General features: G+C 42.9%; 12 protein-coding genes. All 12 read left to right on the top strand.

The window, feature by feature from the left end:
• Window positions 1-152 precede the first annotated feature (152 nt).
• Window positions 153-785 carry a YkyA family protein gene (locus NSQ26_RS06980; protein ID WP_499719927.1) on the top strand — a complete coding sequence of 211 codons (633 nt, stop codon included), beginning with the start codon at window positions 153-155 and terminating at the stop codon, window positions 783-785.
• Window positions 786-1,144: 359 nt separating this feature from the next.
• Window positions 1,145-2,230 (top strand): pyruvate dehydrogenase (acetyl-transferring) E1 component subunit alpha, encoded by a 1,086-nt coding sequence (gene pdhA / locus NSQ26_RS06975; protein ID WP_499719925.1) that lies wholly within the window; start codon window positions 1,145-1,147, stop codon window positions 2,228-2,230.
• A gap of 3 nt (window positions 2,231-2,233) precedes the next feature.
• Window positions 2,234-3,211, top strand: a complete 978-nt coding sequence (locus tag NSQ26_RS06970) for an alpha-ketoacid dehydrogenase subunit beta (RefSeq protein ID WP_090775512.1) — start codon at window positions 2,234-2,236, stop codon at window positions 3,209-3,211.
• A 119-nt stretch (window positions 3,212-3,330) separates the two neighbouring features.
• Complete coding sequence (locus NSQ26_RS06965) at window positions 3,331-4,611, top strand: dihydrolipoamide acetyltransferase family protein (RefSeq protein ID WP_499719923.1); 1,281 nt, start codon at window positions 3,331-3,333, stop codon at window positions 4,609-4,611.
• A 4-nt stretch (window positions 4,612-4,615) separates the two neighbouring features.
• Window positions 4,616-6,022, top strand: coding sequence for a dihydrolipoyl dehydrogenase (gene lpdA, locus NSQ26_RS06960; protein ID WP_499719921.1), 1,407 nt, complete (start codon window positions 4,616-4,618; stop codon window positions 6,020-6,022).
• 392 nt (window positions 6,023-6,414) lie between these two features.
• Complete coding sequence (locus NSQ26_RS06955) at window positions 6,415-7,428, top strand: ABC transporter ATP-binding protein (RefSeq protein WP_499719920.1); 1,014 nt, start codon at window positions 6,415-6,417, stop codon at window positions 7,426-7,428.
• Window positions 7,425-8,435 carry an ABC transporter ATP-binding protein gene (locus NSQ26_RS06950; RefSeq protein WP_499719918.1) on the top strand — a complete coding sequence of 337 codons (1,011 nt, stop codon included), beginning with the start codon at window positions 7,425-7,427 and terminating at the stop codon, window positions 8,433-8,435. Before NSQ26_RS06955 ends, NSQ26_RS06950 begins: the two co-directional genes overlap by 4 nt.
• 92 nt (window positions 8,436-8,527) lie before the next feature.
• Window positions 8,528-10,273: an ABC transporter substrate-binding protein gene (locus tag NSQ26_RS06945; RefSeq protein WP_499719916.1), complete on the top strand. Its 1,746-nt coding sequence runs from the start codon at window positions 8,528-8,530 to the stop codon at window positions 10,271-10,273.
• Between the two features lie 88 nt (window positions 10,274-10,361).
• Window positions 10,362-11,327: an ABC transporter permease gene (locus NSQ26_RS06940; RefSeq protein ID WP_499719915.1), complete on the top strand. Its 966-nt coding sequence runs from the start codon at window positions 10,362-10,364 to the stop codon at window positions 11,325-11,327.
• A gap of 12 nt (window positions 11,328-11,339) precedes the next feature.
• Window positions 11,340-12,248, top strand: coding sequence for an oligopeptide ABC transporter permease (opp4C, locus tag NSQ26_RS06935; RefSeq protein ID WP_499719913.1), 909 nt, complete (start codon window positions 11,340-11,342; stop codon window positions 12,246-12,248).
• A 167-nt stretch (window positions 12,249-12,415) separates the two neighbouring features.
• Entirely contained in the window at window positions 12,416-12,607 is a 192-nt protein-coding gene (locus tag NSQ26_RS06930) for a YqgQ family protein (RefSeq protein ID WP_499719911.1), read from the top strand.
• On the top strand, window positions 12,600-13,553 hold the full coding sequence (locus NSQ26_RS06925; RefSeq protein ID WP_499719910.1) for an ROK family glucokinase: 954 nt from the start codon (window positions 12,600-12,602) through the stop codon (window positions 13,551-13,553). The genes NSQ26_RS06930 and NSQ26_RS06925 overlap by 8 nt, the downstream gene beginning before the upstream one ends.
• The last annotated feature ends 1 nt before the right edge of the window (window position 13,554 follow it).

The following is a 13,554-nucleotide window of genomic DNA, read 5'->3' as shown; positions in this document are numbered from 1 at the left end:
GCAAGTGCCCGGATGGTGTGTGGTCTTTCGCCTATTTTTAAAATAAAAATCCTTTGGGACAAGAGAAATGATTTAAAATGGGTTGCTTGCGAAATGTTCCGTTGTTCGATATCGTAGAAGGGGAATGAATAAGTACTTAAAGGAGATGTCGCATGGCAAAGAGTCGATGGTTTATGTTGGGATTTTGTTTTCTTATACTCTTTATTAGCGGATGTGGAACGACAAAGGAGAAAGTCCAACGGTATTTAGATGATGCTGCCCGTGAAGAACAAGTTTTTCAAGAACAGCAACAATTGTTAAAAGAAGCGGAGGAGGCAGAGACGAAACTGTATGAAGAATTGTTGGCGTTAGAACAACAACAATACGATCAATCGGTTTTTTTAGCGGATCAAGCCGTTCAATCTGTCCAAAAACGCCGTGAGTTAGTTGAAAAAGAAAAAGAAAGTGTAGAAAAAGGTTATGAGGTATTTGAACAAGCAGTGCCGTTGTTTAAGGAATTAAATGAGGAACAACTTGTTGTACAGGCAGAAAAAGTACGTGAAGCAATGGAAAAACGATATGACTTATATATGTCATTGCATGAGACATATGGATCATTTTTAGATTTAACGGAGAAATTATATCATTTGCTTCAAGAAGAAGAGGTATCTCTGGAAATGTTTCAGGTGCAGGTTGAGAAGGTAGCAGGGGCATACGAAGAAGTGAGTCAGTTGACTGACCGTTTTAATGAGCAGACGGATACATACAATGAAGAGAAGAAAAATTTGTACAAAATCATGCAGTAGCAGAAAGGTCTTCTGTATTAGTCTGGGATTTTGTTATTGTATAACAGTGATTGGTTAATACATTTGTTTTATTACAGAAAAATTAATTGAAACAAAAGGATTGACGCTAACCTTCCTCATCATGTAGACTTACAAGGAAAGGTGGGTTGTATCATTTTTCGGATGAAGCAAATGGAACAGCAGAGAGGAACGAAAGTAAGCTGTTTTATGTTTTATATTTTGTGTATTCCGGAATGCTAAAATACGGCACGCTTGGACATGCTAAGGAAGATGACAACAAATATCGGCCTGTGTCACTTATTATTGAGGGAAATGTTTTACGAACTTTGTTGTATTTTTAGAAAGGATTGGTGGATAAATTGAGTACGAAAACAATCGAGCAAGTCGAAGAGCATTTTGAAACCTTCCAGATTTTAAACGAGGAAGGTACTGTCGTCAATGAATCAGCAATGCCTGATTTAAGCGATGAGCAATTACAAGAAATCATGCGTCGGATGGTATACACGCGTATTTGGGATCAACGGGCGATTTCTTTAAATCGTCAAGGACGGCTCGGTTTTTATGCGCCAACTGCAGGTCAAGAAGCCTCTATGCTCGGTTCACATTTTGCATTAGATAAAGAAGATTGGATTTTGCCTGGTTATCGCGATATTCCCCAAATTGTTTTCCACGGACTCCCGTTGTATCAAGCATTTCTTTGGTCACGTGGTCATTTTGCTGGAAGTCAGTTCCCAGAAGGCTTAAATATTGCTGTACCTCAAATCATTATTGGGGCGCAAATTGTTCAAGCAGCAGGTGTGGCACTTGGACTGAAGCGGAAAAAGAAAGATAATGTTGCGATCACTTATACAGGAGACGGCGGTGCGTCACAAGGTGATTTCTATGAAGGGATGAACTTTGCTGGTGCGTACAATGCGCCTGCCATCTTCGTTGTGCAAAATAACCGTTTTGCCATTTCCGTGCCAGTTGAAAAGCAATCAGCGGCAAAAACGATTGCCCAAAAAGCAGTTGCCGCAGGAATTGAAGGCATTCAAGTGGACGGCATGGATGTACTTGCTGTTTATAAAGCGACATCAGATGCGCGTGCGCGTGCGTTAGCTGGTGAGGGTCCAACGTTAATCGAGATGCTCACATACCGTTACGGGGCGCATACGATGGCCGGTGATGATCCGACACGTTATCGTACACAACAAGAAGATGATGAATGGGCGAAAAAAGATCCATTGATTCGTTTCCGTAAGTTCCTTGAAGGAAAAGGACTGTGGAGTGAAGAGCGTGAGAATGAGGTTGTTGAAACGGCAAAAGAAGAAATTAAGCAAGCGATTAAAGAGGCGGATAAGACGCCAAAACAAAAGGTGACCGATTTGCTTGGCTTTATGTTTGAAAAGCCGCCGGTAAACATTCGCGAGCAATTAGAAGAGTATACGGCAAAGGAGTCGAAGTAACCGATGGGTAATTGGACAATGGCACAAGCGATTACAGATGCAATGCGTAATGAGCTTAAAAATAATGAAGACGTGCTTGTTTTTGGGGAAGACGTCGGGCAAAACGGCGGGGTATTCCGGGTAACGGAAAACTTGCAAAAAGAATTTGGGGAAGATCGCGTGTTTGATACGCCACTTGCAGAGTCAGGTATCGGTGGTCTAGCGATTGGTCTTGCATTGACGCAGCACCGTCCAGTGATGGAGATCCAGTTTTTTGGTTTTGTGTTTGAAGTGTTTGATTCAATTGCAGGACAAATGTCGCGTTGGCGCTTTCGTTCAGGAAATAAACAAACAATGCCCGTGACGATCCGTTCGCCTTTTGGTGGGGGTGTAAAAACACCAGAAATGCATGCTGATTCATTAGAGGGACTCATGGCACAAACACCAGGTTTGAAAGTCGTCATTCCGTCTAATCCATATGACGCAAAAGGACTACTCATTTCCGCAATCCGTGACAATGATCCAGTTGTTTTCCTTGAGCATATGAAATTATATCGTTCTTTCCGCCAAGAAGTACCAGAGGAAGAATATACGATTGAACTTGGAAAAGCAGATATTAAGCGCGAAGGAAAAGATGTAACAATCGTTGCCTATGGGGCGATGGTACAAGCATCGTTAAAAGCTGCTGAGCAACTAGCAGAAGAGGGCATCGACGCAGAGGTCATTGATTTAATGACGATTAGCCCATTTGATGTGGAAACTGTTGTGAAATCGGTGGAGAAAACGAACCGAGCGATTGTTGTCCAAGAAGCTCAAAAACAAGCAGGTATTGCTGCCAATGTTGTGGCTGAAATTACGGAGCGAGCAATTTTGTCGCTAGAAGCACCGGTATTACGTATTGCTTCTCCAGATACAGTGTATCCATTTGCAGCGGTTGAAGACGACTGGTTGCCAAACCCGGGTATTATCGTTGACAAAGTGAAAGAGGTTGTAAATTTCTAAGTGAGATTCTTTTAGGAGAATCGCTCAGCTTACCCATCCCGATCTTTATTGGGGTGGGTGCAGTATCTAGTCTGGAAAGGTAAGTGAGTTAGCGTTATAATAAAGGAGGCGTCTTAGCTTTGGCATATGAATATAAATTGCCTGAAGTGGGTGAGGGTATCCACGAAGGTGAAATTGTAAAGTGGTTTGTAAAAGCAGGCGATGAAGTAAAAGAGGACGACATTTTACTTGAAGTACAAAATGATAAATCGGTTGTCGAGTTGCCATCCCCTGTTGATGGAAAAGTGCTTGAAGTAAAAGTTCCTGAGGGGACAGTGAGTTATGTTGGTGACGTCATTTTAACGATTGATGATGGCACAGGTGAAGCGGTAGCAGAAGAGACTACGCCTGCGGCAGAGTCAGCGCCGGTAGAAACAAAAGAAACACCTGCGTCTGCACCAACAGAAGCACCTGCTAGTGAGGACGGTGGACGGGCGATTGCGATGCCGTCTGTGCGTAAATATGCCCGTGAAAAAGGTGTGGCATTGTCGGCAGTGACAGGGTCTGGTAAAAACGGTCGCGTGCTAAAAGCAGACGTTGATGCGTACTTGTCTGGCGACCAAGAAAGTACACCAGTTGCATCAGAACAACCGGTCGAAACACAAACCGAACAGCCAGAATCAGGCACCAAAGCTACGATTCCTGCGGGTGAAGGTGCATTACAAGAGGAACGCGTACCGCTGAAAGGGATTCGTAAAGCGATTGCGAAAGCGATGGTCAAATCGAAGCAAACAGCACCTCATGTGACGCACCTAGATGAAGTCGATGTGACGGCGCTTGTTGCTCATCGTAAGCAATATAAACAAATTGGAGCGGACCAAGGGACAAAGCTTACTTACTTACCTTATGTAGTAAAAGCTTTAACATCGGCCATCCGTAAATACCCAGCTTTAAATGCGTCGATTGATGATGAAGCAGGGGAAATTGTTTATAAAAAGTACTTTAACATTGGGATTGCTGCCGATACAGACCAAGGACTTGTTGTGCCGGTCGTCAAAGAAGCAGACCGGAAGTCGATCTTTACACTAGCCGATGACATCAATGCTTTAGCAACAAAAGCACGCAATGGAAAGCTCACTAGTGCAGATATGAGTGGCGGGTCAGCAACGATTTCCAATCTTGGTTCTGCCAGCGGACAATGGTTCACACCAGTCATCAACCATCCAGAAGTGATGATTCTTGGGATTGGCCGGATTGAGGAGAAGCCAGTTGTGCGCGATGGCGAGATTGTTGTTGGCACAATGATGGCCCTTTCACTCAGCTATGATCACCGTCTAATTGATGGTGTGACTGCACAAAATGCGCTCAATCATATTAAGCGTTTGCTAAATGACCCACAATTACTGTTGATGGAGGGGTAAGAAAATGGTTGTTGGAGATTTCGCTCAAGAAGTAGACACGCTCGTCATTGGTGCGGGCCCAGGTGGTTATGTCGCTGCCATTCGTGCAGCACAACTTGGACAAAAAGTAACACTTGTAGAAAAAGGAAATGTCGGTGGCGTATGTTTAAATGTCGGGTGTATCCCGTCAAAAGCATTGATTCAAGCTGGTCACCGTGCTCACCTTGCTAAATCATCAGCGGATATGGGGATTGAGACGTCTGATGTAAAGATTAACTTTGAAAAAGTACAAACTTGGAAAGATTCGATTGTACAGAAGCTTACTGGCGGCGTTAGCGCATTGCTTAAAGGAAACAAAGTTGAAGTTATCCAAGGAGAAGCGTATTTCTCGGGAGAAGACTCCGTAAAAATTATGGATGAGAAAAACTCAAGCACATACAAATTTAAACATTGTATCATTGCGACGGGTTCAACACCGATTGAAATCCCGACGTTTAAGTTCAAAGGACGCGTCATTGATTCTACAGGCGCACTTGCACTAAAGGAAATCCCGAAGAAAATGATCGTCATCGGTGGCGGTTATATCGGGATTGAACTGACAGGTGTTTATGCAAATTTAGGTACAGAAGTCGTTGTGTTAGAAGGCTCAAAACAAATTTTGCCAGGCTTTGAGAAGCAAATGGCGAAACTTGTCGAGAAGAAACTTAAGAAAAATGGTGTTTCTTTCCATACTGAAGCGATGGCGAAAGGTGTGGAACAGACCGACGAGGGTGTGAAAGTGACCGTCGATGTGAAAGGTGAAACGAAAGAAATTGAGGCAGACTATGTGCTTGTCACGGTCGGTCGTAAACCTAACACAGAAGAGATTGGTCTTGAAGGCATTGGCGTGGAAATGGATGAGCGTGGACTCGTTAAAGTTGATAAGCAATGCCGAACGAGCGTCAAAAATATTTTTGCGATCGGTGACATCGTTGCAGGCCCTGCACTGGCCCATAAAGCTTCTTATGAAGCAAAAGTTGCGGCAGAAGCAATTAGTGGTGAGCCATCTGAAGTCGACTATTTAGCAATCCCAGCTGTCTGCTTCTCGGAGCCAGAAATTGCGACAGTTGGTTACACTGAGAAAGAAGCGAAAGAAGCTGGCTATGATGTGAAAGCAGCGAAGTTCCCATTCGCCGCCAACGGCCGTGCCCTCTCTTTAAATGATGCAGAAGGCTTTATGAAGCTTGTGACACGCAAGTCAGATGGACTCATTGTTGGTGCGCAAATCGTTGGCCCAAGTGCTTCTGATATGATTGCTGAATTAGGTCTTGCCATTGAAGCAGGGATGACAGCAGAAGATGTTGCGCTAACCATTCATGCGCATCCATCACTTGGAGAAATTACGATGGAAGCGGCAGAAGTAGCAATGGGTACGCCGATTCATACGATGTAAAAGTAATCAACGAACCTCTTTTGCCTGTTGGCAGAAGAGGTTTTTTGCGTTTTCTTGTTTTAAGAGAAGGGGGGAATGCGACCTATCTTGACGAATGTATACATCAGTGTTCACAGTCTGCATAAAAAAAGTAGGAAGAGCAACCATGTTAAAATAGGGAAGCTGCGACAGTGACACCGGAGCAATTTCAACTTGTACCGGGTAAAATGAATGCTTTTTAAAAGTTTGGCGTGGGGGTTGGGTTGGGAATATGTTTTCATTTATATCGAAATATCGAAAAATGTCGAAAGAAACTCTAAGTAAATCGCTAAAAATTCTTGACAACCATTCTGCTATGCATGATATAATTAGAAAAATCGTTTTTTTGTTAGTGTTGCAAAGGAGGAAGAGGAGTGACGCCGTTACTGGAAGTGACAGATGTAAAAACCTATTTTCACATAAACAAAGACAAGGTTGTTAAAGCTGTAGATGGTGTTAGTTTTGAAGTGCGTGAAGGAGAAGTTGTAGCGCTAGTTGGAGAGTCTGGTAGCGGAAAAAGTATGACATCTTTATCAATTATGGGTTTGGTTGATGACGCGGGGGAAGTTAATGGATCTATTCGTTTAGATGGTGAAGAATTAACCGACCTTTCAGAAAGGCAATTATCAAAAGTACGTGGACAGAAAATGGCGATGATTTTTCAAGAGCCAATGACGTCGCTGAACCCGGTCTATACAATTGGTAATCAGATTATGGAAACGTTGCGAAAACACAAAAAAATGTCAAAGAAGGAAGCGGAAGTGCGGGCAATAGAGTTGCTGCAACTTGTCGGTTTTGGACGGGCAGAGGAAAATTTGAAATCATACCCGCATGAACTGTCAGGTGGCATGCGACAACGGGTCATGATTGCGATTGCAATGTCGTGTGATCCGAAATTGCTTATCGCTGATGAACCGACAACAGCGCTGGATGTAACAATACAGCAACAAATTTTAGATTTAATGTTACGTGTACGGGATGAAATTCAATCTTCTATTTTACTCATTACGCATGACCTAGGTGTAGTAGCTGAAACAGCAGAACGGGTGCTTGTGATGTATGGCGGACAAATTGTTGAAGAGTCTCCGGTGTATGACTTATTTACAAAACCACTGCACCCATATACGCAAGGGCTGTTAAGTAGTATGCCCAAGATTGAAGAGGACAAAGAGCGATTGGAAGCAATTAGTGGAATGGTTCCAGCGGCACATAATTTTCCGGGAGGTTGCCGTTTTGCTCCGCGTTGTCAACTGGCCACAGAGCGGTGTCGTCACGAGGCGCCTGAACTTGTGCAAGTTTCATCAACACGAGCGGTGCGTTGTTTTCTCTATAAAGAAGCAAGTTTGAAAGCGGATTTATCTTTGTTAGAGCCGGGGGTGGGCGTATGACAAAAAAAGTATTAGTGGAAGCAAATCATTTAAAAATGTATTTTCCGATTAAAAGTGGGATTGTGAAACGTACAGTTGGATATGTAAAGGCTGTTGACGATGTTTCTTTGAATGTATACGAAGGTGAGTGCCTTGGTATTGTTGGTGAATCTGGCTCGGGAAAATCAACACTTGGACGGATGCTTTTACAATTGCAAACACCGACAGAAGGTGACGTGCATTTTGACGGAAACAATTTATCAGCGCTCTCAAAAAGAAAGTTTCGTCCTTATCGACGCGAGATGCAAATGGTGTTTCAAGACCCTTATGCGTCGCTCAATCCGCGCATGAGTATTGGTGAATTGTTAGAAGAGCCGATGCTTGTGCATAGAACAGTGACAAATAAGGCTGAACGACGTAAACGGGCTGAAGAGTTGTTAGAAACGGTTGGCTTGCCAGTGCAATCATACAACAAATATCCGCATGAATTTTCCGGGGGTCAACGGCAACGCATCGGTATTGCACGGGCGTTAAGTACGAATCCACGCTTCATTATTGGTGATGAACCAGTATCGGCACTAGATGTTTCTATTCAGTCACAAGTATTAAATTTAATGAAAGATTTGCAAGAGCAATTTAAGCTGACATATATGTTTATTGCTCACGACTTAAGTGTTGTCAAACATATTAGTGACCGAGTCGCTGTCATGTATTTAGGTCGTATCGTTGAGATTGCACGGAAAAAGGACATGTACGAACAACCACTTCATCCATACACAACAGCTTTAATTCAAGCAGTGCCGTCGACAGATGTGACTAGAAAGCGTGAAAAGGTCGCATTAGAAGGAGAGTTACCAAGCGCAGCAAGCCCACCTAAAGGGTGCGCTTTTCATACGCGTTGTCCACATGCGTATGAACGCTGTAAAGAAGAACGACCACAAATGGTCGAGGTGAAACCGGAACATTTTACGGCTTGTCATTTGTATACGAATGTGGATGGAACTGTGAAAACGGAAGAAGTAAGTTAAGCGTTTTCATCACTTAAAGGAGGTGGTCGCTGGATCCTTACACGAATCGTTTTCAATGACATGATTTTTCCAAAATATAGGGGGGTTGCAAGTTGAAGAAAAAGCCATTGTATTCTTTTTTAATATCAGCTGCATGTTTAAGTGTTTTGTTGGTCGGATGTTCTTCAGATGATGCTGCAAGTGATAACACGGGAAAGAATGATGATAAAGGGAAAGAGGTTGAAGGAGGGAATGTGAACCTCGGGATGACCTCTAAACCTGAGAACCAGTTCAATCCGCTTTTCTCAACATCATCGTATGATAGTCGGATTCACGAAAGGATGTTTGAGGGTTTACTAGAGCAAAATGAAGAGTTGGAATTCGAACCACATCTCGCAACAGAATGGGAATTCAGCGATGATAATCGTTCGATCACATTGTCGTTACGCGACGATGTGTACTGGCATGACGGTGAGCAATTCACGGCTGATGATGTCGTGTTTACGTATGAAGTGCTTGCTCATCCGGATTATACGGCTGCCGGTGGGGCGTACGGGTACTATACTGCTGAACTAGTTGGGTATGAGGCATATAATAGCGGGCAATCTGACGAATTAGCTGGGGTAGAAAAAATTGATGATTTTACAGTCAAGTTTACTTATGAAGAGCCAAACGTAAAAGTTTTACGTGATGTGAACTTTCCGATTGTCCCAGAGCATGTGTTTGGGGATGTGGAAGTTGCCGATATGTCAAAACATGACGCTTCAATTCGACCAGGAGAAATTGTTGGTACAGGACCATTCCAGTTATCTGAGATGATTGCTGATGAACAATATGTATTAAAAGCCAATAAAGATTATTGGCAAGGGGCACCAAAACTTGATTCAGTGACATGGAAAGTGGTAACGGCAGATTTAGTTGCCGGGATGTTAGAACAAGGGGAGTTAGACTTTTTCCCTGAGCAATTTCCAGCAGCTGATGCGGAAGTAATGGAACAAAATAAAGATTTTGTTGTTACGACGGAGCCAGGGTTTGGCTATCAGCACTTAACGTTCAAAATCAATCATGGTCCAGAAGAAGGTTTGAATGACCCGAGTACATGGAAGCCTAATAAAAAAGTTCAAGATGTAAAGCTACGTCAAGCCGTAATGCATGCAATTGATCGTCAAGGGCTTGTAGACGGTTTGTTGCGTGGTTATGGAACCGTACTAGATGCGCCTTTTCCTGAAAAATCATGGGCGTATAACCCGGATGCCGTTCAAGGTCTAGACTATGATCCTGAGAAAGCAAAACAATTGCTTGCCGATGCAGGGTATAAAGACACCAATGGGGACGGCTTTGTTGAAGATCTGGATGGGAATGAGTTTGCATTGAATTTAGATTACCCAACAGGAAATCCTGTTAGGGAAAAGTCGGCGCCGATTATTCAAGAACAAATTCAAGCAATCGGAATTAAGGTGGATTTACAAGCGCCGCAAGACACAAAAGTATACTTTGATCGCGTTGAAAAGAATGGTGCGGACTTGGATATGTTTTTAGCGGGGTGGAGTCTTGGCACAGGTGATCCTGATCCAGCTTCACTGTATGGTGGAACAGCAGCGTACAACTATGCGCGTTTCATGAATGAAGATCATGAACAACTGTTAAAAGATGGTGTTGATCCAGAAAAAGCGTTCAACAATCAAGAATACCGGGCCGAAGTGTATATGAAATGGGCGCAGTTGTTCATTGATAGCGCTTATGCGAGTCCATTGTATTCTGAAAGTGATATTCATGTGTACACGAAGAAGCTGCAAGGAATTAAAGTGATGCCGGGAAGTGCTTTGGAAGATATGCATGAATGGTATTTCATGAAATAAGAATGATTGTACGAGACGAAGAAAGTGGCGCCGTGAATAGGTGCGGCACTGCTTTCTTTTTAGTATTGTAGAAAGGTCGGTGCTACCATTGCTAAAGTATATCATAAGACGTGTGTTGCAATTTATTCCACTTGTGTTTGTGGTGACGGTGATTGTCTTTTTATTTTCATACTTAGCGCCTGGAGATGTACTGAGTGGGGAAATTCCTGATCCAAATATTTCTCCCGAAGCACTCGAAGAGCGACGTGATGCGTTAGGTTTGAATGATCCAGTTCATGTACAATATTGGAACTGGTTGAGCCATATGGTGGTTGGAGACTTAGGGATGTCGATGCATTTTAAAGGTCTTTCTGTTAGTGAGTTAATACTGGAACGTGTAGATAATACATTGTACTTAGCGCTTTTTGCACTAGTGATAACGCTAGTTGTCTCTATTCCTATCGGGATGTATTCAGCACGGAATAAATACTCTATGTTTGATTATGGTGGGACAGCGTTTGCTTTTCTTGGGCTAGCCACACCGAATTTCTTTGCAGCATTATTAGGAATTTATGTGTTTTCATTCAGTCTCGGTTGGTTACCAACACAAGGATCGATGGGTTCAATTGATTTAACAGGCGTGGAAGCGTTCATAAGCCGTATCCAGCATTTAATTTTACCTGGTATAACACTTGGTTTATCAGGAACAGCGACTTATATGCGTTACATGCGTTCGGAAATGCTAGATGTACTGGGTAGTGACTATATTCGAACCGCACGAGCAAAAGGTCTTAGTGAGAAAACGGTATTGTACAAGCATACGTTACGTAATGCAATCATTCCAATTGTAACTTTGCTTGGTTTTGAGTTTGGGACATTGTTAGGCGGTGCAATTATTACGGAGACGGTGTTTAACTATCCGGGGTTAGGTACATTGTTTATGTCGTCAATTCAAAATCGCGATTATCCCGTCATTATGGCGATAAATTTAATCGCTGCACTATCAATTTTAGTAGGTAATTTATTAGCAGATATTTCGTATGCAGCCATTGATCCACGCATTCGATTGAATTGAGGTGAATAAATCATGGAACCACAACAAACAGGAACAGAGCAATTGTTAAATTCTTTCCCTGTAGTGACTGAAAAAAATTTAAGTCCAACAAGGATTGCGTGGCAAAGATTTTGTAAAAACAAATTGGCGCTTGTGGGCATTTCTTTTCTTTCTTTTATTATACTAGTCGCATTGTTTGCGGATGTAATTGCGACACATGATCCAACCGCTGCAAATTTGACAAAAATCGAAGCAGCACCGGATAGTCAAAATTGGCTTGGTACTGATGGATCTGGACGAGATAATTTTTCACGACTTGTGTATGGTTCACGTATTTCATTGACAGTTGGTTTTACGGCAATGTTGTGTACGCTACTAATTGGCGGGACGCTCGGTTCGATTGCAGGGTTTTATGGTGGAAAAATCGATGGAGTAATTATGCGTCTGGTTGATGTGATGTTGATTTTTCCGTTCTTATTACTATATTTAACTGTAGTCGCGCTTTTACAAGATATTACAGTTGCCATCTTTATTATGGTAATTGCGATTACAACGTGGCCAAGTATGTGTCGAATTTTACGAGGGAAGTTTTTAAGTATTCGTGAACAAGAATACATTTTAAGTGCACGTAGCATAGGGTGTTCCGATTGGCGTATTATTCGTAAACACTTTTTACCGAATGCGGTTGGCCCTATTATTGTCGCAGCGACATTATTAATGGCTAGCTTAATTGTGGCAGAATCTGCCTTAAGTTTTATCGGCTTTGGTATTCCTCAACCTACACCAACTTGGGGGAATATGTTGACAGAGGCGCAGAGCATCCGTATTTTAAGAAACAACCCAGAAGCGTGGATGCCGCCAGGATTGTGTATTTTACTAACGGTCTTGTCGATCAACTTTATTGGTGATGGCTTACGTGATGCTTTTGACTCGAAGTCATAATATATGTGACGATTGTCTAAAAAAGTCCTACCTTGTAAGGACTTTTTTGCTGTTTTCCAATGTCTTATTCCCCTCCCTCTCTCAAGCTGGTATAATAGAGATGGATCAGGGTCTGCACTTAGCTTCTGACAACTGTTTTCTGCATTCTCAAGTATGAGGTGAACTATTTGAAGACATTTTTTGATGTCCAGCAATTATTAAAACAGTATGGTATTGTCATTTACACAAGAGACAAGCAAACGGACGTTGCGCTCATACAAATGGAATTAAGAACTTTATATGAATATGGATTAGTGAACGCTACAGACTATAAGCAAGCGCTTTTCCTTGTAAAGAGGGAGGAAGCAACACATGAGTGAGCAAGTTTTTGTCGGAATTGACATCGGTGGAACGACGGTAAAGCTATCTTTAATGACGACAGCAGGTGAAATGAAAAAAAAGTGGGAAATCCCAACAAATCTCACACATCATGGTCGTTACATTGTTTCTGAGATCGCAGAAAGTGTGCAAGCCGAGCTAACGAATTTGGTGTTACGAGGTGTCGGGGTTGGTGCGCCAGCATTTATTGAAATGGAGACTGGTGTGGTGACACAGGCGGTGAACCTCGGTTGGCGTGATTATCCGCTAAAGGAAGCGTTCACAAAAGCACTAAATGTACCAGTATTTGTCGACAATGATGCAAATTTGGCAGCACTTGGAGAGATGTGGCGTGGTGCAGGGGATGGTTCAAATGAAGTATTATTTGTTACACTAGGGACAGGTGTTGGTGGCGGGATAATTACTCGTGGACAAATTTTACATGGTGTGCATGGCTTAGGTGGAGAAATTGGTCACATTACGGTCATGCCAGATAATGGTGCGCCGTGTAATTGTGGTAAGCGTGGCTGCTTAGAGACAGTATCGTCAGCGACAGGGATGGCACGGCTAGCGACAGAACAACTGGCAGCAGGGAAGAACAGTATGTTGGAAAAAGAAACGGTGACGACACGACATATTTTTGAGGCGGTTGAAGCAGGAGATGCACTGGCACTAAATGTGGTGGAGCAGAGTACGTATTACCTTGGACTTGCTCTGGCGAATTTGGCGAACAGTTTAAACCCAGAAAAAATCGTTATTGGTGGCGGGGTCTCAAAAGCAGGGGAGCAGTTGCTCGGACCGTTACGAAAAGTCTTTTCTCAATATGCCATCCCACAAGTTGCCACACATACAGAAATAAAGTTAGCGACACTTGGGAATGATGCGGGGATGTATGGCGCTGTTTGGCTGGCGCAGTCCAACACCGCAAAACAGGAAGTGGAACAATAAA

It is taken from the genome of Bacillus sp. FSL W7-1360 (assembly GCF_038592975.1).
Taxonomy (GTDB): domain Bacteria; phylum Bacillota; class Bacilli; order Bacillales; family Bacillaceae_D; genus Shouchella; species Shouchella lonarensis.
Note: the sequence above shows the minus strand (reverse complement) of the source record. Positions and strands in the feature narration are given on the sequence as shown.

Bases quoted from the DNA above. Each gene is read 5' to 3' on its own strand.
- NSQ26_RS06980 (WP_499719927.1), top strand. From the start codon at position 153: ATGGCAAAGAGTCGATGGTTTATGTTGGGATTTTGTTTTCTTATACTC.
- NSQ26_RS06970 (WP_090775512.1), top strand. From the start codon at position 2,234: ATGGGTAATTGGACAATGGCACAAGCGATTACAGATGCAATGCGTAAT.
- lpdA (WP_499719921.1), top strand. From the start codon at position 4,616: ATGGTTGTTGGAGATTTCGCTCAAGAAGTAGACACGCTCGTCATTGGT.
- NSQ26_RS06950 (WP_499719918.1), top strand. From the start codon at position 7,425: ATGACAAAAAAAGTATTAGTGGAAGCAAATCATTTAAAAATGTATTTT.
- opp4C (WP_499719913.1), top strand. From the start codon at position 11,340: ATGGAACCACAACAAACAGGAACAGAGCAATTGTTAAATTCTTTCCCT.
- NSQ26_RS06925 (WP_499719910.1), top strand. From the start codon at position 12,600: ATGAGTGAGCAAGTTTTTGTCGGAATTGACATCGGTGGAACGACGGTA.